The organism is Streptomyces sp. NBC_01016, assembly GCF_026341035.1.
Classification (GTDB): domain Bacteria; phylum Actinomycetota; class Actinomycetes; order Streptomycetales; family Streptomycetaceae; genus Streptomyces.
In genome coordinates this window covers 3,820,273-3,845,038 of record NZ_JAPEOQ010000002.1, presented here as the reverse complement: position 1 = coordinate 3,845,038, position 24,766 = coordinate 3,820,273, and the positions used below count along the sequence as shown (strand labels likewise).

21 protein-coding genes are annotated in these 24,766 nt (G+C 72.5%); 11 read left to right on the top strand and 10 right to left on the bottom strand.

The window, feature by feature from the left end:
• From OG746_RS44245 to OG746_RS44230, 4 genes are all read right to left on the bottom strand, one after another.
• Entirely contained in the window at nucleotides 1-339 is a 339-nt protein-coding gene (locus OG746_RS44245; protein ID WP_266725107.1) for a hypothetical protein, read from the bottom strand.
• A complete protein-coding gene (gene ctaD / locus OG746_RS44240) occupies nucleotides 336-2,030 on the bottom strand; it encodes an aa3-type cytochrome oxidase subunit I (RefSeq protein WP_266725105.1) in 1,695 nt (564 codons plus the stop codon). The genes OG746_RS44245 and ctaD overlap by 4 nt, the downstream gene beginning before the upstream one ends.
• A 123-nt stretch (nucleotides 2,031-2,153) precedes the next feature.
• A complete protein-coding gene (locus tag OG746_RS44235) occupies nucleotides 2,154-4,877 on the bottom strand; it encodes an FUSC family protein (protein ID WP_266725103.1) in 2,724 nt (907 codons plus the stop codon).
• On the bottom strand, nucleotides 4,874-5,347 hold the full coding sequence (locus OG746_RS44230) for a MarR family winged helix-turn-helix transcriptional regulator (protein WP_266725101.1): 474 nt from the start codon (nucleotides 5,345-5,347) through the stop codon (nucleotides 4,874-4,876). The genes OG746_RS44235 and OG746_RS44230 overlap by 4 nt, the downstream gene beginning before the upstream one ends.
• A gap of 309 nt (nucleotides 5,348-5,656) precedes the next feature.
• On the opposite strand from OG746_RS44230, the gene OG746_RS44225 reads away from it, so the two are divergent.
• The 3 genes from OG746_RS44225 (at nucleotide 5,657) to OG746_RS44215 (ending at nucleotide 10,494) form a co-directional block, all read left to right on the top strand.
• Entirely contained in the window at nucleotides 5,657-8,254 is a 2,598-nt protein-coding gene (locus OG746_RS44225) for an ATP-binding protein (protein WP_266725100.1), read from the top strand.
• A gap of 100 nt (nucleotides 8,255-8,354) precedes the next feature.
• Nucleotides 8,355-9,770, top strand: a complete 1,416-nt coding sequence (locus OG746_RS44220; RefSeq protein WP_266725098.1) for an FAD-binding oxidoreductase — start codon at nucleotides 8,355-8,357, stop codon at nucleotides 9,768-9,770.
• A 103-nt stretch (nucleotides 9,771-9,873) separates the two neighbouring features.
• Nucleotides 9,874-10,494, top strand: coding sequence for a DUF6629 family protein (locus OG746_RS44215; RefSeq protein ID WP_266725096.1), 621 nt, complete (start codon nucleotides 9,874-9,876; stop codon nucleotides 10,492-10,494).
• Nucleotides 10,495-10,550: 56 nt separating this feature from the next.
• On the opposite strand, the gene OG746_RS44210 is transcribed toward OG746_RS44215, so the two are convergent.
• The 3 genes from OG746_RS44210 to OG746_RS44200 all read right to left on the bottom strand — a co-directional run bounded on the left by OG746_RS44210 (nucleotide 10,551) and on the right by OG746_RS44200 (nucleotide 14,621).
• Nucleotides 10,551-10,949, bottom strand: a complete 399-nt coding sequence (locus tag OG746_RS44210) for a hypothetical protein (protein WP_266725094.1) — start codon at nucleotides 10,947-10,949, stop codon at nucleotides 10,551-10,553.
• An 86-nt stretch (nucleotides 10,950-11,035) separates the two neighbouring features.
• The gene (locus OG746_RS44205) at nucleotides 11,036-13,561 is read right to left on the bottom strand and encodes an ATP-dependent Clp protease ATP-binding subunit (RefSeq protein ID WP_266725092.1); all 2,526 of its coding nucleotides are present in this window, start codon (nucleotides 13,559-13,561) and stop codon (nucleotides 11,036-11,038) included.
• Nucleotides 13,562-13,682: 121 nt separating this feature from the next.
• Entirely contained in the window at nucleotides 13,683-14,621 is a 939-nt protein-coding gene (locus OG746_RS44200; RefSeq protein WP_266725090.1) for a GlxA family transcriptional regulator, read from the bottom strand.
• A 209-nt stretch (nucleotides 14,622-14,830) separates the two neighbouring features.
• On the opposite strand from OG746_RS44200, the gene OG746_RS44195 reads away from it, so the two are divergent.
• From OG746_RS44195 to OG746_RS44175, 5 genes are all read left to right on the top strand, one after another.
• The gene (locus tag OG746_RS44195; protein ID WP_266725088.1) at nucleotides 14,831-15,394 is read left to right on the top strand and encodes a type 1 glutamine amidotransferase family protein; all 564 of its coding nucleotides are present in this window, start codon (nucleotides 14,831-14,833) and stop codon (nucleotides 15,392-15,394) included.
• 58 nt (nucleotides 15,395-15,452) lie between these two features.
• Nucleotides 15,453-15,671, top strand: a complete 219-nt coding sequence (locus tag OG746_RS44190; RefSeq protein WP_266725809.1) for a hypothetical protein — start codon at nucleotides 15,453-15,455, stop codon at nucleotides 15,669-15,671.
• Between the two features lie 2 nt (nucleotides 15,672-15,673).
• Entirely contained in the window at nucleotides 15,674-16,141 is a 468-nt protein-coding gene (locus OG746_RS44185) for a DUF2269 family protein (protein ID WP_266725086.1), read from the top strand.
• 86 nt (nucleotides 16,142-16,227) lie between these two features.
• On the top strand, nucleotides 16,228-17,766 hold the full coding sequence (locus tag OG746_RS44180; RefSeq protein ID WP_266725084.1) for a PstS family phosphate ABC transporter substrate-binding protein: 1,539 nt from the start codon (nucleotides 16,228-16,230) through the stop codon (nucleotides 17,764-17,766).
• Between the two features lie 140 nt (nucleotides 17,767-17,906).
• A complete protein-coding gene (locus OG746_RS44175; RefSeq protein WP_266725082.1) occupies nucleotides 17,907-18,737 on the top strand; it encodes a hypothetical protein in 831 nt (276 codons plus the stop codon).
• 13 nt (nucleotides 18,738-18,750) lie between these two features.
• Here OG746_RS44175 and OG746_RS44170 read toward each other — a convergent pair whose 3' ends face one another.
• Complete coding sequence (locus tag OG746_RS44170) at nucleotides 18,751-19,290, bottom strand: helix-turn-helix domain-containing protein (protein ID WP_266725080.1); 540 nt, start codon at nucleotides 19,288-19,290, stop codon at nucleotides 18,751-18,753.
• Nucleotides 19,291-19,449: 159 nt separating this feature from the next.
• Here OG746_RS44170 and OG746_RS44165 point away from each other — a divergent pair, with 159 nt between their 5' ends.
• Nucleotides 19,450-20,700, top strand: coding sequence for a benzoate/H(+) symporter BenE family transporter (locus tag OG746_RS44165; protein ID WP_266725078.1), 1,251 nt, complete (start codon nucleotides 19,450-19,452; stop codon nucleotides 20,698-20,700).
• Here the strand turns inward: OG746_RS44165 and OG746_RS44160 are convergent.
• Nucleotides 20,660-21,379, bottom strand: coding sequence for a type 1 glutamine amidotransferase (locus OG746_RS44160; RefSeq protein ID WP_266725076.1), 720 nt, complete (start codon nucleotides 21,377-21,379; stop codon nucleotides 20,660-20,662). The two genes, OG746_RS44165 and OG746_RS44160, sit on opposite strands and share 41 nt — an antisense overlap.
• Before the next feature lie 116 nt (nucleotides 21,380-21,495).
• On the opposite strand from OG746_RS44160, the gene OG746_RS44155 reads away from it, so the two are divergent.
• Nucleotides 21,496-22,347: a fructosamine kinase family protein gene (locus tag OG746_RS44155; RefSeq protein WP_266725074.1), complete on the top strand. Its 852-nt coding sequence runs from the start codon at nucleotides 21,496-21,498 to the stop codon at nucleotides 22,345-22,347.
• Between the two features lie 25 nt (nucleotides 22,348-22,372).
• Here OG746_RS44155 and asnB read toward each other — a convergent pair whose 3' ends face one another.
• Nucleotides 22,373-23,914 (bottom strand): asparagine synthase (glutamine-hydrolyzing), encoded by a 1,542-nt coding sequence (asnB, locus tag OG746_RS44150; protein ID WP_266725072.1) that lies wholly within the window; start codon nucleotides 23,912-23,914, stop codon nucleotides 22,373-22,375.
• Nucleotides 23,915-23,995: 81 nt separating this feature from the next.
• On the opposite strand from asnB, the gene OG746_RS44145 reads away from it, so the two are divergent.
• The gene (locus tag OG746_RS44145; RefSeq protein ID WP_266725070.1) at nucleotides 23,996-24,766 is read left to right on the top strand and encodes an IclR family transcriptional regulator; all 771 of its coding nucleotides are present in this window, start codon (nucleotides 23,996-23,998) and stop codon (nucleotides 24,764-24,766) included.

Here is a 24,766-nt window from a genome sequence, read left to right as displayed (position 1 = left end):
TCACTTGAGGGCGACCAGCGAGGCCAGGCCCATCAGGCCGACGAGGACGCCGCCACAGAGGCCGACGCAGCGCGCCTTCAGGCGCTCGTACCGCCTCTCGTACTCGGTGCGCAGCTCCGCGGCCCGCGCCACGATCTGGCCGAGCGCGGCCCTGTGGAAGACGAGGCGCTCCTCGACGAAGACGCGCCGCACCTCCTCGCGCTGTGCTCCGGTGAGCCATTCGAGCCGGTCGGTGAACGCCTCGGCCTGCGCATGGGCCTCGGTGACCTTCGAGTTCCACAGCAGATAGCCCTCCATCTGCTGGATTCCCGCGTTCACGTCGTGCTCGGTGCTGCTCATGCGGACGCGTCCTCGTGCCGGTTCTCGGCGTGGTCGAGGGCGGCGACGCCGGGGTGGTGCAGATCGAAGGCCGGGGACTCGGAGCGGACGCGGGGCAGGGTGGTGAAGTTGTGCCGCGGCGGCGGGCAGGACGTCGCCCACTCCAGCGAACGGCCGTAGCCCCACGGGTCGTCGACCTCGATCTTCTTGCCGTACTTGGCGGTCTTCCAGACGTTGTAGAAGAACGGCAGCATCGACAGGCCCAGCAGGAACGCGGAGATCGACGAGATCGTGTTCAGAGCGGTGAAGCCGTCCGACGCCAGATAGTCCGCGTACCGGCGCGGCATGCCCTCGACGCCCAGCCAGTGCTGCACCAGGAACGTGCCGTGGAAGCCGACGAACAGCGTCCAGAAGGTGATCTTGCCAAGGCGCTCGTCGAGCATCTTGCCGGTCATCTTCGGCCACCAGAAATGGAAGCCCGCGAACATCGCGAAGACCACAGTGCCGAAGACCACGTAGTGGAAGTGCGCCACCACGAAGTACGAGTCCGAGATGTGGAAGTCCAGCGGCGGCGCGGCCAGGATGACACCGGTCAAACCGCCGAACAGGAAGGTCACGAGGAAGCCGACCGACCACAGCATCGGTGTCTCGAAGGACAGCGAGCCCTTCCACATCGTTCCGATCCAGTTGAAGAACTTCACACCTGTAGGCACGGCGATCAGGAACGTCATGAAGGAGAAGAACGGCAGCAACACACCACCGGTGACGTACATGTGGTGCGCCCACACCGTCACGGAGAGACCGGCGATCGCGATCGTGGCGCCGACCAGGCCCGAGTAGCCGAAGATCGGCTTACGCGAGAAGACCGGGATCACTTCGGAGACGATGCCGAAGAACGGCAGGGCGATGATGTACACCTCCGGGTGGCCGAAGAACCAGAAGAGGTGCTGCCACAGCAGCGCGCCACCATTGGCCGCGTCGAACACGTGGGCACCGAACTTGCGGTCCGCCTCCAGGGCGAACAGCGCGGCGGCCAGCACCGGGAAGGCCAGCAGGACCAGCACACCGGTCAGCAGCACGTTCCACGTGAAGATCGGCATGCGGAACATCGTCATGCCGGGCATCCGCATGCAGATGATGGTGGTGATGAAGTTGACCGAGCCGAGAATGGTGCCGAAGCCCGAGAAGGCGAGCCCCATGATGCCCATGTCGGCACCGATGCTCGTGGTGTGGATCGCGTCCGACAGCGGCGCGTACATGAACCAGCCGAAGTCGGGGGCGCCCTGCGGGGTGAGCAGCGCCGCGGCCGCCATCAGCGAGCCGAACAGGTACAGCCAGTAGGCGAACATGTTCAACCGCGGGAACGCGACGTCGGGGGCACCGATCTGCAGGGGCATGATCCAGTTCGCGAAGCCGGAGAACAGCGGCGTCGCGAACATCAGGAGCATGATCAGGCCGTGCATCGTGAAGGCCTGGTTGAACTGTTCGTTCGACAGGATCTGCAGGCCGGGGCGGGCCAGTTCGGCGCGCATGAAGAGCGCCATGATGCCACCGACGCAGAAGAACACGAACGACGTGATCAGATACAGCGAGCCGATCGTCTTGTGGTCAGTGGTGGTGAGCCACTTGATCACCACGGCACCGGGCTGCCGCGCGTGGGCGGCCTCCGAATCCGGTGCCTCGGCGCTCGCGGCGCTCTCCAGGGACGTCATCAGGTAGTCGCTTCCTTGGCCGTTGTCAGACAGGACACGACCACGACTAACGGACGTCGGGGCGGGAAGCGGGGACACGCGCGACCGCGCGTCCCCGGTTCCCTCGAATGCAGCAGCGGACCGTCAGTGCGACAGTCGGATGTCGTGCTGTACGACGCCCAACGTGTCCTCCACGCTGACCAGTTCGGCACGCGGTGTGTGCTGCGACGCGGAGATCACGAGGGTGTGGGTGCCCGCGGGCAGCCCCTCCACCGTGTAACTCCCCTGGTTCACCGCGGCCTTGGCGAGCCGCTTGCCGCGGGCGCTGATCACGGTGATCCAGGCGGGGCAGCCCGCGGGGTGCTCGGCGCACTCCACCCGGCCGGTGACGCGGGCCCGGCTCACCGGGGCCGCTTCACTACGCTGCTGCGGAGCCTGTGCCTCCGGGACCGGCTTGGGCGTGGGCACCGGCCGGGGCTGCGGCTGCGGCTGCGGCTGCGGCACCGGACGCGGTTCGCCCCAGGCCGCCATCACCGCGCGGGTGCGGCGCTGCATCGGCGACGCGGGCCGCTGTGCGGTGCCGTTACCGGTGGCGACGGGCAGGCCCGACTGCTCGGCGTACGCGGCCAACGTCTCGTCCAGGGCGTCGAGTTCGCGCAGCGCGGTGTGCAGGCGCAGGGCGCGCTGTCCGGACCTGGCCGGGGCCAGCTCGGAGCGCAGCTCCCGAAGGAGCGGGCTGACCCTGCGGTACGTGCCCTCGGGCTCGCCGGTCGCGAAGAACCGGTCGAGTTCCTTGAGGGACGCGGTGACCGTGGCGGTGACGAGGCGGGCACGCTCGACGAGCCGCGGCGGCAGGTCCACGTCTATGTCGGCGGCCGAGGCCAGGGCGCGGGCGTGGCCGGTGGCCGAGGTCAGCAGGGCGACGCGGTGCTCGGCCGCCGGGCCGCTGACGCCGACCGGCATGCGCACGAGCGGCTTGGCGACGGACTGCACCTGGAGCAGCGCGGCGTCCACGGCGCGGGCGGCGCCGCGCAGCCGCACCGGGGTGTCGGGCTGCGTCCAGCGCTGCTCGACCTGCGCGACGACCTGGGCGAGTACGTCGACGTAGCCGCGCTCGGCCTCCTGGACGACGGTGCGGCGGGCCAGCGGGAAGATCAGCGCGGCGCAGGCGGTGGCGACGAGGACGCCGATGCCGTTGTCCAGGAGCCGCTCGCCCAGCAGGTGGTCCATGCCGCTCTCGGGCGTGGTCATCGCGTACAGCTGGCACAGGGCGACGACGAGGCCGACGACCCAGCAGGCGTACGCGCGGGCCATGCCCCAGGCGCCGAAGGTGAGTCCGGCGACGATGATCGCGAGCGTCCAGTAGACGTGGTCACGGCCGACGAGGTGGACGAGGAGGATGCCGAGGACGGCGCCGATGACGGTGCCGACCATGCGGTGGCCGAACTTCCGCAGCCGCTCATGGGTGGTGTTGGTGCCGAACAGCGTGATCATCACGCCGACCAGGCCCCAGTAGAAGCGGCCGGGGTCGATGGCGTCGGAGATCGGGACGACGATCGCGGCGGCCACGGCGGCGTGCGCGGGGACCCGGATGTACGGGATGGCGCGGCGCCAGCCGGACTCGGTGGTCCCGGCGAGCACACGACGCGTGGGGCCCGCGGAGCCGGGCAGCCGGTTGTTCTCCAGGGCGACGGTCGGCTTGAACGGCACCTCGGCCTTGCCCGCGACGGCGCTCGCGCCGAGCGTGAGCCAGTTGTGCAGGGCGCGGGCGAGGGAGTCGAGCAGGTGGCCGACGCGGCGCGCGAGCACCGCGGCCTCCACGTCCTCGGCGGAGGCGGCGGGATCGGCCAGGACCGCCTCGGCGCGCTCCTGGATGTGGGCGGCGGCCGGCTGGAGGCCCTCGGCCTCGCGTATCGGGGTGTCGCGGGCGAGCACGAGGCCCACGGCGAGAGCCTCGCGCAGCTGCTCGGGGACGGGCAGCCGGGTCAGCTCCTGGACGGCCTGGCCGATGCCGCGCAGCGCGAGCTCGGCGTCGAAGAGGTGCCGGTGCAGGAGTTCGGCGGCGGCCGGGTCGGCGGCGACCTCGGGCTGGGCGAGGCGGCCGTCGATCGTCACGGTGGTGATGTTGAGGCGGCGCAGGGAACGGTCCATGCGGCGCACGGCCCGCTCCTGGTCGGCGTCGGGGTCGACGGCGTCCACGGCGGCGTCGGCGACGCGCCGCGCCTCGACCACGAAGGCGCGCTGGGTGCGCAGCAGGTCCTCGCGGGGCATCGGGTAGCACAGCACCAGTCGCGTCACGAGGACGGCGGCGGCGGACACCAGGGCGACCGCGAACGCCTTGCCGACGAGCGCGACGGGGATGCCCGCGAGCATGCCGACCATCATGCCGTTGAACAGCATCATGCCGGTGACCAGCGGAATCGCACCGAACCTGGCGAGCAGGAAGGTCACGGCGAGGGCCGCGATCATCAGCACCATCTGCGGTACGCGCTCGCCGTTCATGGTCGCGCACAGCCACAGCGCGGCGGTGTACGGGAACGGCATCCACAGGATGGCGCGGGCGAGGCGGTCCCAGGTGTTCTCGGCGACCGCGAAGGCGCTCATCAGGCCCATCATCCCGGCGACCATCATGCCGATCATGTCGGGGATGCCGAGCGCCTCGGCCATCGCGTAGCCGACGGTGAGCGCGGTCACCATGGCGACGAGGGTGCGCCAGCCGGTCTGCAGCTGACCGAGTCCGGGGTCGGCCGCGAGGACCCAGTCCCACCATCTGCGGGGCCCTGCCACGCGGTGGGGTGCGAGGTCGGCCCCTGGTGGGGCGTCGCTCGCGGCTGTGTGCTGGTCCGGCAGGGTGCCCGGGGTGGTCAACTGGCCTCCGCTTCCATGGCGTTCAACAGGGTGTTCAGGGCATCCCGCGCGGTGGACACCGCGCGCTCCGGTTCGTCGACGGCGCCGCCCTCGAGTGCGGTCAGCAGGGCGGCGGCCATCCGCTGCCGCCCCGTTTCGAGCAGGGCGCGTCCCGCCGGCGTCAGCGAGGTCTCGACGGCGCGCCGGTCGTCCTCGCAGCGCCGCCGCTCGACGAGCCCGGCCTCCCCCAGCTTCTGGAGGAGCACGGTGACGCGCGGCTGCGCCATGCCGGTACGGGCGGCGAGCCCGGTCACCCGGCACGGCCCGCCCTCCAGCGCGTCGAGCAGAGCGACCTGGCTCCGCGTGAGCCCGAACTCGCCCTCCCTGAAGAGGGACTGACCGAGCTGGGCGATCCCCCGCAGAAGCCCTCGGGCGGCGCCTTCGATGCGCTGGGCCTCGGTGGCGTCGAGGGACTCCGGGGATAGATGCATATAGAAAGAATATACATGGGGCTTACACGGGACCGATGGGCGGGGCCTGGTGCTCCCGCGCCTTCGGCGGCGGGTGGGCCACATTGAGCCACTGTGGCGGGCGCGCCAATCGATCCCCGGCAGCGGGTTCGCAAATTGAGCCCCGGCGCCGGTTCGGCAAATTCAGCCCCTGCGGCGATTGAGCAGCGGGGTCCGGGGCAGAGCCCCGCGGCCGCACCCCCGTGCAACCGCCCGTCCTACATCCGGCGATGTGCGTATCCGCCCCGCCACCCGCTCCCGGCGGACGCCCTCCGGTGCGAGGATCCCCCTATGGACGGGGGGATCCTCGAGCGGGATCTCGAACTGGGGCGACTGGCCGACGCCGCAAGGCACGCCGCGAGCGGCGCCGGTTCGATCACACTCGTCCTCGGCGAGGCCGGCATCGGAAAATCGTCCCTGGTCCGGGCCCTGCCCACCGTGCTGCCACCCACCGCCCGCCTCCTCGTGGGCCACTGCGACGACCTGGCCACCGGCCGCCCGCTCGGCCCGCTGCGCGACCTCGTCGGCAGCGTCGGCGCCGATCTGGCCCGCGCCGTGCGCGACGCCGGTGATCGGCACCGGATCTACGAGGCGCTGCACGCCGAGCTGGCCGGCGCCCCGCATCCCGCGGTGCTCGTCGTGGAGGACGTGCACTGGGCGGACGAGGCCTCGCTGGACGCGCTGCGGTATCTGGTGCGCCGCATCGAACGGCTGCCCGCCGTGCTCGTGCTCACCTACCGGGACGACGAGCTGGGGCGCGGACACCCGCTGCGTCAGTTGCTCGGCCAGGTGTCGGGCGCGGCCCGCGTGCACCGCCTGCCCCTCGCTCCGCTCTCGCGCCGGGCCGTCGGCAGCCTGTGCGCGGCAGCGGGGCTCGATGCGGCGCAGGTGTACGCGGTGACGTCGGGCAATCCGTTCTTCGTCGCCGAGGTCGTGGCGGCGGGCGGCACCGGCGTGGTGCCGCCGACGGTGGTGGACGCGGTCCTGGCCCGGCTCCGCAGACTGGACGACCGCACACGGGACGCGCTCGAGCAGCTGGCCGTGGTGCCGTCGGCCGTGGACCGCGCCATGGTCGACGCGCTGGTCCCGGAGGGCGACGGCGCCCTCGCGGCGGCCGAGCAGGGCGGGCTGCTCGTGGTGGCGCCCGACCGGGTGGCATTCCGGCACGAGATCATCCGCCGCGCGGTGGCCGACTCACTGCCCGCGGCCCGGCACATCGCGCTCGACCGCGCGGTGCTGGCCGCGCTGGTGGCCGCGCCGGACGCCGACCGCTCCCGGATCGTGCACCACGCGGCAGCGGCAGGCGACCTCGACGCGGTCGCGCGGTACGGGCCCCGGGCCGCCCGTGACGCGGCGCGGGCGGGCGCGCACCGGGAGGCCGCCGCGCATCTGCGCCTCGTCCTGCGGCAGCGCGGGCGCTACGGGCCCGCCGAGCTGGCCGGGCTGCTGGAGCAGTACGCGGTCGAGAGCTACACCATCGGCGATTCGGTCGCCGCCGTCGCCGCGCAGCAGGAGGCAGTGGAGCTGCGTCGCGAGCTCGGCGAGCCGCGGGCGCTCGGCGCGGATCTGCGCTGGCTGTCGCGGATCCACTGGTGGGCGGGCGACGCGACGGCGGCGGAGACGGCCGCACGGGAGGCCCTTGCGGTGCTCGAACCGGCCGGTGACGACCGGCTGTTGGCGCTGGCCCTCAGCAATACGGCGCAGTTGCGGATGCTGTCGGACGCGTACGCCCAGGCCGTGGAGTACGGGGAGCGGGCCATCACGCTGGCGCGCAGGGCGGGCGACCCGGCGATTCTCGCGCACGCGCTGAACAACGTCGGCTCGGCGCGCTGGCGGGACGGGGATCCGCTGGGGCAGCGGCAGTTGGAGGAGAGCCTCGCGGTGGCGCTCGATTCGGGCGAGGTGGAGCACGCGTGCCGTGCCTACGCCAACATCGTCTGGTCGCTGCTCGACGAGCTGCGCTTCACCGAGGCGGACCGACTCCTCTCCCCCGCCATCGATCTCGCCGACCGGGCCGAGCACCTCGGTTTCCTGACCTACCTTCATGTCGAGCTGGCACTACGGAAGTTCGCCGCGGGCGACTGGGCGGAGACCGAGCGGTACGCGCGGCTCGGCGCGGACGTCTTCCCGCCCGCCCGCTGCCCCGCCCTCACGGTCCTCGCCCGCGTCCGCGTGCGGCGCGGCGAGCCCGGGGGCGGTGAACTGCTCGACCAGGCCTGGCGGATCGCGGTCGGCACCGACGAGCTGCAGCGCCTCGGCCCGGTCGCGGCGGCCCGCGCGGAGGCCGCGTGGCTGCGCGGCGACCGGGCGGGCGTGCTCGCCGCCGCCGAGTGGGTGCACGAGCGGGCCAGTCGGCTGGCCGCACCGCAACGCTACGAGCTCGGCTACTGGCTGGCGCGGGCGGGCAGGCCCGCACCGGCCGACGGGGCGAGCCATCCGTACGCGCTCCAGGCCGCGGGCCAGTGGGACAAGGCCGCCGAGCTGTGGCACACGGCGGGCTGCCCGTACGAGGAGGCGGCCGCGCTCGCCCAGAGCCCCGACCCGGCCGTCAAGGTGAGCACGCTCGCCACCCTGGACGCGCTGGGCGCGGCGCCGCTCGCCCGTCTGGTCCGCGCCGAGCTCCGCGAACTCGGTGTACGCCGTGTCCCCCGCGGCCCGTACGCGGCGGCGCGCGGCAATCCGGCGGGCCTGACCGACCGTCAACTCCAGGTGGTGCGGCTCCTGATGGCGGGACTGACCAACGCGGAGATCGCCGGGCGCCTCGTCCTCTCGGTCCGCACGGTCGACAACCATGTCCGCGCGATCCTGGAGAAGCTCGACGCGCCCACCCGGCGCCGGGCCGCCCAGCGGGCTGTGGAGATCGGGCTCACGGCGGCCGGCGAAATGTAGGTACCCGCCCGGCCCGAGGTGGGTGTCGCCCACGCATGCCCGACCGAGCGCAACGCCCGTAGAACGGAGCGGACGACACCCACTCGACACGGGGGATCGCATGACCAGCACACCCGCACAGGCCGCGCGCCGCGAACTGACCGGATTCCAGGGGACGTTGACCGGACCCAAGGACTCCGGGTACGAGGAGGCCCGCGCCGTCTACAACGCGATGATCGAACGACGTCCCGCCCTGGTCGCGCGCTGCGCAAGCGCGGCCGACGTGGCGAAGGTGATCGCCTTCGCCCGCCGCCACGAACTTCCGCTCGCGGTGCGCGGCGGCGGCCACCACGGCGCCGGACTCGGTACCTGCGAGGCCGGCGTGGTCGCCGACCTGGCGCCCATCAACTCCGTCGAGGTCGACGCGGCCGCCCGCACCGTGACGGTCGGCGGCGGCGCCACCTGGGGCCAGGTCGACACGGTCACGCACGAGCACGGCCTGGCCACGCCCAGCGGCATCATCTCCACCACCGGCGTCGGCGGCCTCACGCTCGGCGGCGGCCTCGGCCACCTCACCCGGGGCTACGGACTGACCGTCGACAACATCGTGGCGGCGGAGGTCGTCCTCGCCGACGGCACCCCGGTGCGCGCGGACGCCGACACCAACACGGACCTGTTCTGGGCGATCCGGGGCGGCGGCGGCAACTTCGGCGTCGTCACGTCCTTCACGTTCCGGCTGCACGAGGTGGGCACGGTGGTGGCAGGGCCGACGTTCTGGCCGGCCGAGCAGAGCGCCGAAGTCCTCGCCGCCTACCGTGAGTTCCTGCCCTCCGCGCCCCGCGACGTCAACGGCTTCTTCCTGTTCGGGTCGGTGCCGCCGGCGCCGCCGTTCCCCGAGGAGCTGCACATGCGGAAGGTGTGCGGGGTCGTGTGGTGTCACACGTCCGGGGACCCGGAGGCGGCCGACCGCGCCATGGCACCGCTCCTCGGCGAACTGCCCGCGCCGCTGCTGCACGCGGTCGCGCCGATGCCGCACCCCACGATGCAGTCGATGTTCGACGGTCTGTACCCGCCGGGCGACCAGTGGTACTGGCGCGCCGACTTCGTCCGCGAGATCCCCGACGAGGCCGTTGAGCTGCACGCGAAGTTCGGGCCCGACACACCGTCCATGCAGTCGACGATGCACCTGTATCCGATCGACGGTGCCGCGCACGACGTCGGACCGTCCGACACCGCGTTCAGCTACCGGGACGCGCGCTGGGCGAGCGTGTTCGCGGGCGTCGACCCCGACCCGGCCAACGCGGATCTGCTGCGACGCTGGACGGTCGACTACTTCGAGGCCCTCCACCCGTACTCGGCGGGCGGCGCCTACGTGAACATGATGATGGACGAGGGGCAGGAGCGGGTGCGGGCGAGCTACCGCGGCAACTACGCCCGGCTGGCCCGCGTCAAGGCGGCCCTCGACCCGGACAACGTGTTCCGGGGCAACCAGAACATCCAGCCGGACCCGGCCGCGCAGGACAACGTCCGACCCTAAGGTCTGGATCAGGCCGGACCCCGCGAGCCCGGCCTGATCCGAACGACAGGCCCTGGGACCCTCACGACGCGCCGCCCGGCCTGCGGAAACGTAGCGTGGTCGCATGTGCTGGAGTGCGACGGCCGATCTGGTGGCGGGTGGCGCGATCGCCGCGGTGGGCGTGGGGTGCGTGTCGCGAGCGGCGCGCACCCGGCCGCGGGCCCTGCCGCTCGCGGCGCTGCCGCTGCTGCTCGGGGCGCACCAGATCATCGAGGCGGTGATCTGGAACGACGGCGGTGGCAGCGGCCCCGCCGTCCTCGCGTGGGCGGTGATCGCGCTGCCGCTGCTACCGCTGTGGGTCCCGGCGGGCGTGTGGTGCGCGGTGGCGCCGGGTGCCCGCCGTCGGCTGCTCGTGCCGCTCGCGGCGGGCGTCGTGACGGCGGGGGTGCTCGTGCACGTCCTGGCGACGAGCACGGTGACCGCCGAGGTCCGCGTCCACACCATGGGCTATTCGATCGGCCTGCCGGGCTCCGGGTGGCTGCTGGCGGGCTATCTGCTGGCGACGATCGGCTCGCTGCTGCTGTCGGGCGAGCGGGGTCTGGTCCTGCTCGGTGTGCTGGCGGCGGTCGCCGCGGCCGTGTGCGCGGCGCTGTGGCGCTGGGAGTTCATGTCCACGTGGTGCGCCGGCGCCGCGCTCTGTTCGGTGGTGCTCTACCGGTGGCTACGCCCTGCGGCACGGCCTTGACCATGCCGGAGGGGCTGGGATTCGGTCCAGCCCCCGCGGGCGGTGTGGCGCCGTCGTCAGTCGGTGATCGTCACACAGGGCAGGCCGACACTCTCGTCGCCCCGGAAGCCCTCGGCGCACAGCCGGGTGCCGGCCGGGAAGTGCCGCTGCGGGTAGGCCTGGTCGCGGTAGGTGCGGAAGGCGTCGACGTCCTCGACCTTCGTGTTGGCGCTCCAGCCGTTCGTGGTCCACACACGGGCGGAGATGCGGTGCGGCTGGTTGGTGTTCACGACGGACACCTCGACGCGGCCCAGGTACGTCCCACTGTCGTAGGTCTCGATGCACACCGCGTTGTTGCACCACTTGCCGTCGGCGGCGGCCGGCTGCCCGGCGGCGATGACGCAGCCGAGGGCGGCGACGGCCGCGGCGACCGAGGCGAAGGCCTTCTTGAAGGCGGCCCGCATGATGTCCCGCATGGGTGACTCCCTGTGTCTCGTACGACGTGGTGCGCGGAGCCCTGCGCCCGCGCTTCGCGCACATCAACGTCGTACGCGACCAGGGGTTACGTCTCCTGCGGCCGGACGGTGAGTGCCCCGTCGCCCGCCTCGACCCGGATCCGGCCGCCCGCCGCGATCTCGCCGTCGAGCAGCATCCGGGAGAGCCGGTTGTCGACCTCGCGCTGGATGGTGCGGCGCAGCGGGCGCGCCCCGTACTCGGGTTGGTGGCCGCGCCGGGCCAGCCACTCGACGGCTTCGGGGGCGAACTCGATGGTGATGTCCTGGGCGTGCAGGCGACGCCGGGTCTCGTCGAGGAGGAGGTCGGTGATGCGGGCCAGCTGTTCGGTGCTGAGCCGCCGGAAGATCACGATCTCGTCGACGCGGTTCAGGAACTCCGGGCGGAAGTGCTCCCGCAGCGGGCGCAGGACCTGATCGCGGCGTGCGGTCTCGTCGGCTTCGGTGCCGTCGACGCGGAAGCCCAGGGCGGCGCCGCGTCCGGCGATGGCCTCCGAGCCGAGGTTGCTGGTCATCACGATGACCGTGTTGGTGAAGTTCACCGTGCGGCCCTGCGCGTCGGTGAGGCGGCCGTCGTCGAGGACCTGGAGCAGCGTGTTGAAGACGTCGGGGTGTGCCTTCTCCACTTCGTCGAGCAGGATCAGCGAGTACGGGTGCCGGCGCACGGCCTCGGTGAGCTGCCCGGCCTCCTCGTGGCCGACGTATCCGGGCGGCGCGCCCACCAGGCGGGAGACGGTGTGGCGCTCCTGGAACTCGCTCATGTCGAGGCGGACCATGCGCTCCTGGCTGCCGAAGAGTGCCTCGGCGAGGGCGCGGGCCAGTTCGGTCTTGCCGACGCCGGTGGGGCCGAGGAAGAGGAAGCTGCCGATGGGCCGGTCGGGGCTGGCGAGCCCGGCGCGGGAACGCAGGACGGCTTCGGAGACGGCGGTGACGGCCTCGTCCTGGCCGATGACCCGCTCGTGCAGATGCTGTTCGAGGCCGAGGAGGCGCTCCTTCTCCTCCTTGGTGAGGCTGCTGACGGGGATGCCGGTCTGCCGGGACACGATCTCGGCGATGTCCTCCGCGGACACCTCGACGATGTGCCCGTCGCCGGGGTCGGGATCGCGGGCTCCCTCGATCCGAGACGTCAACTCGCCGATGCGGTCGCGCAGTTCGGTGGCCCGCTCGTACTGTTCGGCGGCCACTGCCTCGTCCTTGTCGCGGCTGAGGTCGTCGACCTGGCGTTCCAGGGCGCGTACATCGGTGGGCTTGGTGCGGTCGCGCAGCCGCACGCGGGCGCCCGCCTGGTCCATCAGGTCGATGGCCTTGTCCGGCAGGAAGCGGTCGGTGAGGTAGCGGCCGGAGAGGTCGACGGCGGCGAGCAACGCCTCGTCGGCGTACCGGACTTGATGGTGCGCCTCGTAGCGGTCGCGCAGTCCGCGCAGGATCTCCACGGCGTCCGCCGTCGACGGTTCGGGCACCAGGATCGGCTGGAAGCGGCGGGCGAGCGCGGCGTCCTTCTCGATATGCCGCCGGTACTCCTCCAGGGTGGTGGCGCCGATGACATGCAACTCGCCGCGCGCCAGGGCGGGTTTGAGCATGTTGCCCGCGTCCATCGAACCACCTTCGGATCCGCCGCTCGCGCCCGCACCGACGACGGTGTGCAACTCGTCGATGAACACGATGAGTTCGTCCGGGTGGGCACGCACCTCGTCGATGATGCCGTTCAGGCGTTCCTCGAAGTCGCCGCGGTAGCGGGTGCCCGCGACGACGCCGGACAGGTCGAGCGAGACGAGGCGGCGCCCGCAGAGCGTCTCCGGTACGTCGCCGTCGGCGATGCGCTGGGCGAGGCCCTCGACGATCGCGGTCTTGCCGACGCCCGCGTCACCGATGAGCACGGGGTTGTTCTTGCCCCTGCGGGAGAGCACCTCGACGGTCTGCTCGATCTCCTCGTCGCGGCCGATGACCGGGTCGAGGCGGCCCTGGCGGGCCCGGTCGGTGAGGTCCTCGCCGAACCGGTCCAGGTGGGGGGTGGGCGCCGTGCTCCACGCCTGCTGGCCGCCGGACCGGGTTTCGGCGGATCCGGGAGGCGGGGTCTGCGGCGCCGGGTCCGGGGTGAAGCGGGCCTGGTTGAGGAGGTGCCCCGCCGCCGAGTCGGGGTTGGCCGCGAGCGCGAACACGATGTGGTCGGGGCCGATGTAGGCGACGCCCGACTCCCGCGCGATCACATGTGCGTCGAGCAGGGCCCGCTTGACCGCGGGGGTCACGGAGAGGGACTGCGGCGTGCGGCTCGGCTCACCGCCGCCCGCGTGCCGGTCGATCTCCTCCGCCAGCCGGTCGGGGTCGACGCCGGCCCGCGTCACGAGGCCGCGGGTGGGTTCGAGGGAGAGCGCCGCCCACAGCAGGTGCCCGGTGTCGAGGTCGCCCCGGCCGTGCTCGGTGGCGTAGTTCGCGGCCGTGGCGACGAGGTGGCGGGCGGGGCCGCTCATCAGCCTGCCGATGTCGATCTGCCGTCGGCCGCTGCCGAGGAACCGCGAGAAGAAGTCGCCGAAGGGGTCCGGTCCGTAGCCGTCGGACCCGGTGAATCCGCTGCTCATGCCCATCCGTCCCGGCGCGCGCCGTCCGCGTGCGACAGCGCTGCCTCGTCGACGTCCGTCCGGGGTGCGCGTTGCCCGCTGCGGCGTGGATAAACGTGGTGAGCCGTACGGGACGTCGGCGTCAGGCGAAGCTGCGGCGGTACGTCTGGGGGCTGACGCCGGTGGTGCGCTTGAAGCGGTCGCGGAACGCGGTGGGCGAGCCGAAGCCGACCTGCGCGGCGATCCGCTCCACGGGGTGCGGTGTCGTCTCCAGCAGATGCTGGGCCTGGCGGATCCGGGCGCGGTGCAGCCACTGCAACGGCGTGCTGCCGGTCTGTTCGCGGAAGCGGCGCATGAGGGTGCGGGTGCTGACACCCGCGTGCGCGGCGATGTCGGCGAGGCCGAGGTCGCGCTCCAGGTTCTCCTGAAGCCAGGTGAGAAGCGGCTCGAAGGTCGAGCCCTGTGGCGTCGGGGCGTGGTCGTGCACGATGAACTGGGCCTGGCCGCCCTCGCGTTCGAGCGGCATGACGGAGAGCCGTGCCGCGTCGGCGGCGACCGCGGAGCCGTAGTCGCGGCGGATCATGTGCAGGCACAGGTCGAGCCCGGCGGCCGCGCCGGCCGACGTGAGGATCTGGCCGTTGTCGACGTAGAGGACGTCGGGGTCGACCTCGATCTCCGGGTGGCTCGCGGCGAGCAGGTCGGCGCCGATCCAGTGGGTGGTGGCGCGCAGGCCGTCGAGGAGGCCCGTCGCGGCCAGGGGGAAGGTGCCCGAGCAGATCGAGGCGATCCGGGTGCCGTCGGCGGCGGCCGCCCGCAGCGCGTCGCGGACGGCGGGGGCGAGCGGGGCGGTGGGGTCGGAGGTGCCGGGCACGATGACCGTGTCCGCACCCTTCAGCCCGTCGAGGCCGCGGGGCGCGCGGATCGTGAACGTACCGGCGTCGACCTCTTCCCGCTCCGCGCACACCCGCACCTGATAGCCGGGACGGCCGTCGGGCAGCCGGGTGCGGCCGAAGACCTCGATGGGCGTCGCCAGGTCGAAGGGGATCACCTGGTCGAGGGCGAGGACGGCGATGGTGTGCATGGCGGGAATATAGCTGAGCCCCGAGATCTCGCCACCGTATCCAACAGGTAGCTGGACGCTTGATGGCCATTGGTAGCCACTTCATAGGTCGTGGCGGTATCCCGTTGAGAGTCGTCACTATTGCCACTGGGAGACCGGTCCGCACCGGAATAGCGTCGACGGAGATCCCGGCCGGACCGGGCGCGTGACCTGCGAAGGACCCCTCCCCCATGCACATCCAGATCGTCCTCTTCGACGGCTTCGACCCGCTCGATGTCGTCACCCCCTTCGAGGTGCTGCACGCCGGCGCCGTCGCGTCCGGCGGGGCCTTCGACGTGGAGCTGGTCTCCGCCGAAGGGCCGCGCGAGGTGGTCGGCGGGACCGGCGGGCTCGCGCTGCGCGCCACCGCCGCGCTCGATCCCGCGCGGGCGGACATCGTGGTGGTGCCCGGCGCGTCCGGTCCTGTCGGGGACCCCGGCGGGACGCCGGACGAGGGCGCGGCGGAGGCAACGATTCCGGTGCTGCTCGGCCGCATCGAGGGACGCCCCGCCACCAGCCACCACCTGGGACTCGACCTCCTCGAAGCCACCGGCGCACGCCCGGTGCGGGCCCGCGTCGTGGACGACGGCGATCTCGTCACGGGCGCCGGGGTCACCTCCGGGCTCGATCTCGGCCTGCATCTGCTGGAGCGGGAGGTGGGGCCGCAAATCGCGCACGCCGTCGAGGAGTTGTTCGCGTACGAGCGTCGGGGCACGGTCTGGCGGGCGCAGGGCCCTGCGCCCGCGGTCTTCTGAACCGCCCCCTTGGAAACGGGAAGACCCTTGGAAACATGAAGAGAGGAAGCAGCACCGCATGACCGTCGAAGGCACCTGGGACCTGTCCATCTCGACCCCCATCGGCACGATCGCCGCCGTCGTCGAACTCCGCAGGGCGGACGGGGCGCTCACCGGCACCGCGCACGGCGCGGGCGAGGACGTCCCGCTGCGTGAGCTGGAGTTGTCCGGCGACGACCGGCTCACGTCGAAAGTGACCGGCAGCCGGCGCCCCGAGCGGGCGGGCGCGGGCCGCTGACCATGACGAAATTCCTGCTCATCCTGCACGTCCTCGCCGCCGTGCTGACCGTAGGACCGGTCACTGTCGCCGCGAGCATGTTCCCCAACTCGCTGCGCGGCGCGCTCGGTTCACCAGGGGACGCCGAGGCGCTCGCGACACTGCGCACCCTGCATCGCATCTGCCGTGTCTACGCGGGCATCGGCATCGCCGTGCCGCTCTTCGGGTTCGCGACCGCGAGCAGCCTCGGGGTGCTCGGCAGCCCATGGCTCATCGTCTCGATCGTGCTGACGACGGCGGCCGCCGCGGTCCTGGCCGTGTTCATCCTGCCCGCACAGGAGGCGGCGCTCGACGCGGTGCGGGAGCCGGAGCCTCCCGCGCTCCCCCGGACGGCCGGCCAACTGGCCATGCTGACAGGCGTGTTCAATCTACTGTGGGCCACGGTGACCGTGCTGATGATCGTCCGGCCGGGTTCCACGACCAGCTCCTGACGGGGACGTTGAACGGACGACGAACAGTGGGCGAAGCTCGGCGCCGGAGCCCGCCGCCCGGGTCGGCGGGACCGTACCGTCCCCGCATGGGATGGCTCGAGATCGCCCTCACCACCGCTGGGCTGCTGATCGGCGTGGTCTCCGTGGCCACGCCGTTCGCGGCCGACCGCAGGGCGCGGCGCAGCAAGCGGGTCGGGTTCCGCAAGCAGATGGACATCGCGATAGGGCACAACGGACCGGCCGGCGAGGGCGATCCGCGCTTCGGGCTCTTCAACGATCTGCCCGGGATGCGCGACGCGACACTGGTGCTGCTGCGCATCGAGAACGACGGCTCGCGGCACGTCGAGGCGTCCGACTACATCGACGCGAACCACGGGCTCACCGCCGAGTTCCCCGGCCGCAGCATCCAGGCGCTCGATGTCACGCTGACCGATGAACACGCCAGCCTGTGGAGCCACTTCGAGGACGAGCCGGGCCTGGTCGTCGCGGCGCCCGGCACGCTGCGCATCCCCAAGGTCCCGCTGAAGCCGGGCGCGTACTACAAGATCCTGGTGTTGCTCACGGGCGGCAGCGAAGGGGACAAGGTCACCGTCACCGGTGACATCAAGGACGGCAAGCTGCACGAGAACCACAGCCTCACGCCGGACGAGAAGCCACCGGTGTTCAGCAGCCGGGCCCGCTGGACCACGGTCACGCTCGGCGTCGCCCTGATCGCGGCGGCGACCCTGCCGCTGCTCACACCGTCACCACTGCCGGACGACTGCGAGTCGGGCAGGCTCCGGCTGACCGGGTCCACGGCGTTCGCCCCGGTGATGCGGGAGCTGGCACAGAAGTACCGCGACCATTGCGGGGGCGAGCCGCGGATCACGGTCGCCGCGCGCGGCAGCCGCACCGGAGTGCGCGAACTCGCCCTGTCCGGCGAGGAGTCGGGCAGCACGGCGGGCCGCATAGCGTTCTCCGACGGGCCCCGCCCTGCCAGTTACACCCGGCTCAGCGAGAGCCGTATCGCGGTGTCCCTGTTCACGCTCGTCGCGCACGACGGCGTCCGCCTGACGAACCTGTCCGTGGCCGATGTGCGGCGCGTCTACCGGGGCGAGATCCGCAACTGGTCCCGGCTGGGCGGCCCCGATCTGCCGGTCGTCCTGGTCAGCCGCACCTCCGGCTCGGGCACCCGGTCCGCGCTCACGGCGCGGGTGCTCGCGGGCGCGGACGAGCCGCCCGCCTCCTCGGACGACTGCGTCAACCGCACGGCCCGTACCGGCGCCCGCGTGCTGCGCTGCGAGCTGGACTCCACGGAGCAGGTCCTCGACACCGTGGCCCATACGCCCGGCGCCCTCGGCTACAGCGAGCTGCGCGCCGCGTCGCCGCCGGACGCGCCGAAGGGCCTGCACCGACTCACCCTCGACGGCCGCACCCCGGACCCGGACCGGCTCGACGCGGGCGGCTATCCGTACCGCGAGATCGAGTACGCGTACACCTACGGTCGCCCGCCGGCCGACTCGCTGGCCTCCAGTTTCCTCTCGTACGCCGTCGACAACGGCACGGGCAAGGGAGTCGTCGCGACGCACGGTCACCTTCCGTGCGGGACGCCGGTGGGGCTGCGGGTGTGCGGCAAGGACGACTGACCCGTACGACACCTCGCGTACGACACCTCGCGAAGGACGCCTCACGGGCGACGCCTCGCGGACGACACCGACACCCCGCAGAACGTACAATTTATGCGTATTTCGGACGTGCCGTGCGTCCGGGGATGCGAGGTGACGTGATGGCCGGACCGACCCCGACCCGGCTGCACCGGGCCGCGCGGGCGCCCGTCGCCGCGGCGTTCGTGTGCGCGAGCCTGTTCTCCGCGGGACCCGCCCTCGCCGATGACGGCGACGCCAAGGACAAGAGCGCGCAGGAGCTCGCGGACGCGGCGAAGAAGGAACTCCTGGACGCGAAGTCCCTGCATCTGACGATGCGGAACAGCGCGGACGATCGCGACGCACGCACCCCGGCACTCATCGATCTGCGTCTCGACGAGGACGGAAACTGCACGGGCGAGCTGCGCATGGGCACCGGCGGAGCCAAGGGCGGCAGCGTCGACCTCGTGAAGCGCGGCGACGAGGTGTGGATCAAGCCGGACGCCACGTTCTGGAAGACCCAACTCCCAGGCAGGAGCGGCGAGTTGGCCGTCGACCTGATCGGCGACCGCTATGTGCACGGCACCACCGACGACCCGATGCTCGACGGGCTGTCCGGCACCTGTGACCTCGACTCGTTCCGCGAGCGCCTCAAGGACGGCTCGGACCGTGCCACCAAGGACGAGCTCACGAAGGGCGACCAGAAGAAGGTCGCGGGCACCGAGGTCGTGCCGCTGACCTCCAGTAACAGCCGTGACAGCGGTGACAGCAAGGAGCACATCACCCTCTACGTCACCGCCGACGAGCCGCACCGGCTGGTGCGCGCCACCGAGAAGGGTTCCGACGAGTCCTTGTCGATGACACTGACCGACTACGGCAAGGCGGTCCCGAAGAAGACACCGTCCGCGGACGACTCGATCGATGTCTCGGACCTGCGCAACACCGAGCCGTCACAGGCGCCGCACGCCGCCTGAACCCCCGTAGCCGTCAAGTCCCCTTCGGGTAGCGGACGAAGAGGATCCCCTGGACGTCGCCGTCCGGCGCGCCGTAGATGTGCGGGGCGTCCGCCGCCCACTGGGCGTGGCCGCCGGGCCCTGCCGTCGTGGGTGCGTCCGGCGGGCCGACGACGGCCGTCCCCGAGAGCACCATCAGGCTCTCCGTGGTGCGCGGGACATGCGCCGCGGACTCCTGGGTCGCACCCTCGGCGATGGTGACACGGAAGACATCGGTGGCCGCGTCCTCGTCCTCGTACCGTTCGATCAGCACCGCGGTGACCGCGCTCCCGGAGACACCGGCGGCGCCCGCGCCCACGCTTCGCGGCGGGTCGTCGAGGACGGCGCTGAGCGGGCGGCCGAGCACGGTGGTCAGGGCGTAGAGCGTTTCGAGGGTGGGGTTGCGGCGACCCGCCTCGAGCTCGGAGAGCGTGCCCTTGCCGACGCCCGAGCGGCGCGCGAGTTCGGACAGCGACAGGCCGCTGTCCACGCGCAGTTGCTTCAGCCTGCGCCCCACTTCGTCACCAAGCCCCATCGCCCGGCCCCCTCCCGCGCCAGTCGGCGCGTGTTGACGTGTCGCCATCCGCGTCCTTAGTGTTCCACAAACAGAACGTTCCGTTCATGGAACGCTTCATGGAACGCCAAGCGCGCTCCCACCATCCTGCCCTCCCCTGCCCACGGAAGTGACACCCGCATGTCCTCGCTCACCCGCATCCGCGCCCTCGCACCACCCTCGGCCGTGGTGGCGGGGCTCATCGCGACCACCGTCGGTGTCACCAGCGCGGCCGCCATCGTGTTCACCGCGGCGCGGACCGCGGGGGCGGACGCGCGGGAGGTGTCCTCGTGGATGCTGGCGCTCGGCGTGGGCATCGCCGTGACCACCGTGGGCCTGTCGCTGCGCAACAAGGCGCCCGTGCTCACCTCCTGGTCGACGCCGGGGGCCGCGCTCCTCGCCACGAGCCTGAGCGGGGTGTCCATGGAGAAGGCCGTGGGCGCGTTCGTGTTCAGTGCCGTACTGACCGTGGTGAGCGGTCTGACGGGGTGGTTCGCGCGGCTCATGGACCGGATACCGGTGCCGCTCGCCTCCGCGCTGCTCGCGGGGGTGCTCCTGAACTTCGGGACGGGGCTCTTCTCGCAGATGGGCGGGCACTTCGGGATCGCGTTCCCGGTGTTCGCGCTGTATCTGCTCGCCCGTCGGCTGCTGCCGCGCTACGCCGTGGTGGTCGCGCTCGCCGGTGGCGTCGTGGCCTCCGTGATCGCCGGTGGCTGGCACCTGGAACGGGTTCAACTGTCGCTCGCGCAGCCGGTGTTCACGGCTCCCGAGTTCGACTGGAAGGTGCTCGTCAGCGTCGGTGTGCCGCTGTTCGTGGTCACGATGGCCTCGCAGAATCTGCCGGGTGTCGCCGTACTGCGCACGTCCGGGTACGAGGTGCCGATCTCGCCCGTCCTGACCTGGACCGGTGTCGCGCAGGCGGTGCTCGCCCCGTTCGGCGCCTTCGGCCTCAACCTCGCGGCGCTGACCGCCGCTATCTGCACCGGGGATGAGGCGCACCCCGACCGGAAGCGGCGTTACCTCGCGGCCGTGTGGGCGGGTGTCTTCTACCTGTGCGTCGGCCTGCTCGGCGCGACCGTGGCCTCGCTGCTCGGCGCGATGCCGCACGCGCTGGTCCTGGCGGTCGCCGGGGTGGGCATGCTCGCCACGATCGAGTCCGCCCTGGCCGGTGCGCTGTCGGATCCCCGGTCCAGGGAAGCGGCCGTCGTCACCTTCCTCGCGACGGCCTCCGGCGTGACGCTGCTGGGCATCGGGTCCGCGTTCTGGGGCCTGCTCGCGGGCGTGCTCACCACGGTCGTCGCGTCGGTGGCACGGCGCCGCCCCACCCCGTCGGCACCCGTCGACCGGCCGGTCACGGCATCGTCGCGCACACCCGAGCGAACCTCCGTGTGACCTCCGACCACGCCGCGACGGCCGCGCCCTCGTCGGCCACCGCCGCGGCGTGCAGCCGGTCCCGGTCGAAGCCCTGCCGGGCCGGCGGAGCCGGGTCCCACGTCGCGATCCGCGCGGCCTCCGCCTCCGGGTGGAACTGGACGCCCCAGGCCCGCTCCCCCACCCGGAACGCCTGGTGCGGGCAGTCCTCGGTGGACGCCAGCCAGGCGGCGCCCGGCGGCAGTTCAGTGATCTGGTCGACGTGCCGCTCGATCGCCGGAACCGTCGCGCCGAGCCCGTGCAGCAGCGGGTCATCCGCGGCCTCGGGTCGCATCCGTATCCGGGTGCTTCCGTACTCCGGTCGCCCGTGATTCCCCCGCACACTGCCGCCCGCGACGTGTGCGAGCAACTGGCCGCCGAGGCAGATCCCGAGGACGGGCGTGCCCCGGTCGAGGCCCTCCGCGACGAGGCGGCGGGTGGCGGGCAGCCAGGGCGCGCGTTCGTCGTCGTCCGGCAGGAATCCGCCGCCCAGCACCAGCAGGGGCCTGCCGTCCAGCGTCCCGGGCATCTCCGCACCCTCGTACGGGCGCAGCACCTCGAGCACGAGGCCCGCCTCGCACAGCCAGTCGCCGACCCGCCCGGGGCCGCCGCTCTTGGTGTTCTGCACGACCAGGACGGGAGCAACTGCCGTGGTACTCATCCGTGTTCGCCTCGTTCCATACGTTGACGGGGGTCGAGCCCCGCGTTGATCACCGCAGCAGACCAGCGCGCGGCGCACCACGTCAACGGCCCCGCGGTCGTCCTACGCTGAGGGTCATGTCTGCACTCGAAGCCGCCGCGACCCGCTTCACCGGCCGTCCGGCCACCGCCCAGCGCCGCCTCTCGTCCCACCTCGCCGAGGTCACCCTCGACGACGGGCGCGTGGTGATGGTGAAGCAGGCCGACGACCCGGCGGCAACGCGCGCGGAGGCGGCCGGGCTCCGATGGCTCGCGGCGGCCGGCGCGGTGGCGGTGCCCACGGTGCACGGCTACGACGAGCGGTGCCTCGTCGTCGACCGGGTCACGCAGGGGCGGCCGAGCGCGGACGCGGCAGTGCGGTTCGGTGCGGACCTGGCGCGGCTGCACGGCGCCGGAGCCCCGGCGTTCGGCGCGGCGCCGCCCGAAGGGCCGACGGAGGCGTACATCGGGCTCGCCCCCATGCGCAATGTGCCGGGCGACGACTGGCCGCGCTGGTACGCCGCCCACCGGGTGCTCCCCTACCTGCGCGAAGCCGTGGACGCCGGAACGGTCTCCCTCGCCGAGGCGGAGCCGATCGAGCGGGTCTGCGAGCGGCTGCCCGAACTCGCGGGCCCCGCCGAGCCGCCCGCCCGGCTGCACGGCGACCTGTGGAACGGCAACCTGTTGTGGGGCGCCGACGGCGCGGCCAGGCTCATCGACCCGGCCGCGCACGGCGGGCACCGCGAGACCGATCTGGCGATGCTGCACCTGTTCGGAGCGCCGCATCTGGACCGGATCATCGACGGCTACCAGCAGGCGGCGCCGCTCGCCGACGGCTGGCGCGACCGCGTCCCGCTGCACCAGCTCTTCCCGCTCCTGGTGCACACGGTGCTGTTCGGCCGCGGCTATGCCGAGCAGGCGGTGGCCGCGGCCCGCTCCCAACTCTCGTAGCGCCCGTCCCGTACCCGCGTAGCGGCTACGCCGTCGCGAACCGCGTGAGCACCGCCTCCGGGCGTACGCCGGGCAGCGCGGCCCGGAACGTCCGGTAGTAGCCGAGCTCCTCCTTGCTGCGCAGCTCGGGCGCCCCGTCCTCGGCGGTCGCCGCCGCGAACTCCGCGTCCGTGATGCGGCTGTCCCACAGCGGGCTCAGGACGCTCTCCGCGCCGCTGCCCGTGCCGAACTGCTCCTTGCGCCGCCACAGCAGGTGCTCCGGGAGCCAGCCCGCGAAGGCGCGACGCAGGTGTCCCTTCTCCATGCCGTCGTCCTCAAGTCCCTTGACGGGCGCGGGCAGTGACATGGCGTGTGCGATGACGTCCCGGTCGAGGAACGGGACCCGCGCCTCCAGGCCGTGCGCCATGGTGACGCGGTCGCAGCGCTGGAGGTTGAGGCCGTGCAACGTGCCTATGGTGCGGCGCAGTTCGGCGTCCAGCTCGTCGGGGGCTGCGTGCCGCTCGTGGTAGTAGCCGTATCCGGCGAAGAGTTCGTCGGCGCCCTCGCCGGTGAGCACGGCCTTGACGTGCCGCGAGGCGAGTTCGGACAGGAACCAGTTCGGGACGGCGCTGCGGATGAGGCTGGCGTCGAAGGACTCCACGCACCCGACCACCTCGTCGAGCACCCGCGCCGCGGCCTCGGCGTCGAGCACCGCCTCGTGGTGCTCGGTACCGAGGAACGCGGCGGCGTCCCGCGCGGCGAGCAGGTCCGGGGAGTCCTCCGTGCCGACGGCGAAGGTCTTGAGGCGGCGGCCCTGACGGGCGTACTCGTCGGCGGCGACCGCGGCGACGAGGCTGGAGTCGAGCCCGCCGGAGAGGAACACGCCGACCTCGACGTCCGCCATCAGATGCCGGCGGATGGAGTCGGCGACGGCCTCGAAGGTGGCCTTCTCGACGACCTGCTCGGACACCCCGCCCCAGGCAGCGGCCACGTCGGGAACCGGCTCAGCGAACCGGCGCAGGCCGTCCTCGGGCGTCCACCAGCAGCCGGGCGGGAAGATCTCCGCGTTCGGCTGGACGTCGGGGTGGAACGCGCGCAGTTCGGAGGCGAAGTGCACGGCGGTGTCGGTGCGCGCCCAGTACAGGGGCTTGATGCCGATGGCGTCGCGGGCGGCGACGAACCGGCCGCCGGGCGTGGCCGCGCACAGCGCCCACATGCCGCGCAGCCGGAGCAGGCCCTCGGGCCCTTCCGTGCGCAGCACGGCGAGCGCCGCCGCCGAGTCGGAGGAGGAGCCGAAGGCCTCGGTGGGCAGCTCCTCGCGCAGTTCCTGGTGGTTGTAGATCTCGCCGTTGCACACGAGCGACCAGTCGTCGTCGCCGTTCGTGCCGCCGAGGGGCTGGTGTCCGCCGTCGAGGTCGACGATGGAGAGGCGGCGGTGGCCGAGCCAGCTGTGGCCGCCGACCGTCCGGCTCCCGCTGTCGTCGGGCCCGCGGTGGGCGAGCCGGTCGAGCATTCCCTGTGCCGCCGCGTCGGCGCACTCGGTGTCGAGACTTCCGTGATGACTGTGAAGGCTTGCGATTCCGCACATGTGGATCGACCATAGGGCGGTCCGTGCGAATGGAACAATGCGAGTTGCTCTATACGCACGCCGCTGTGGCAGTCTTGCGTCATGGCAGCGGAAAATCTGAGCAGCGTGCACCGCGCGCTGGACGTGCTGCGCGCTCTCGCGCAGGGCCCGATGGGCGTACAGGAAGTGGCCCAGGCGGTGGGCCGGGAGAAGACGCAGGTGTCACGGACCCTGAAGGTCCTGGCGCAGGAGGGGTTCCTGGAGCGGGACCCGCGCACGTTGCGTTATCGGGTCGGCTGGCAGCTGCTGGCGCTGGCCTCCTCGGCGGGCGAGGAGCGGCTGTACGGGGAGGCGCCGCCGGTTCTGCGGGATCTGGTGCATCGCGTCGGGGAGCCGGCGTATCTGACGGTGCTGTCCGGGCACGGGGTGGTGACGGTGCTCACCGAGCGCACGTCGCGCGGCCTTCAGGCGCACGAGTGGATCGGCCGCACCTCGCCCCTGAACTGCACGTCCACGGGCCGCGCCCTGCTGTTCGGGCTGCCCGACGACCAGGTGGCCGCGCTTCTGACGACCGAGAACGGGGCGCCGCTGCCCGGCACGGACGCGGCACCCCGCGACGTACCGGCCGTCCTGGAGCGGCTGCGGGCGGAGCGGGCGCGCGGCTTCTCGGTGGCCGCGGAGGAGATGGAGCCGGGCCTGACCGCGGTCGCCGTGCCGGTGCACGACCACCGGGGCGATGTGGTGGCGGCCGTCAATGTGTCGGCGCCCGTGTTCCGGCTGCCGCCGGAGGCGCTGCCTGGGGTCGCGGAGGCGGTGATCGCGGCGGCGCACCAGCTGTCGGCCCGGCTCAATGGCGCGCCGCCGTCCGCGTGA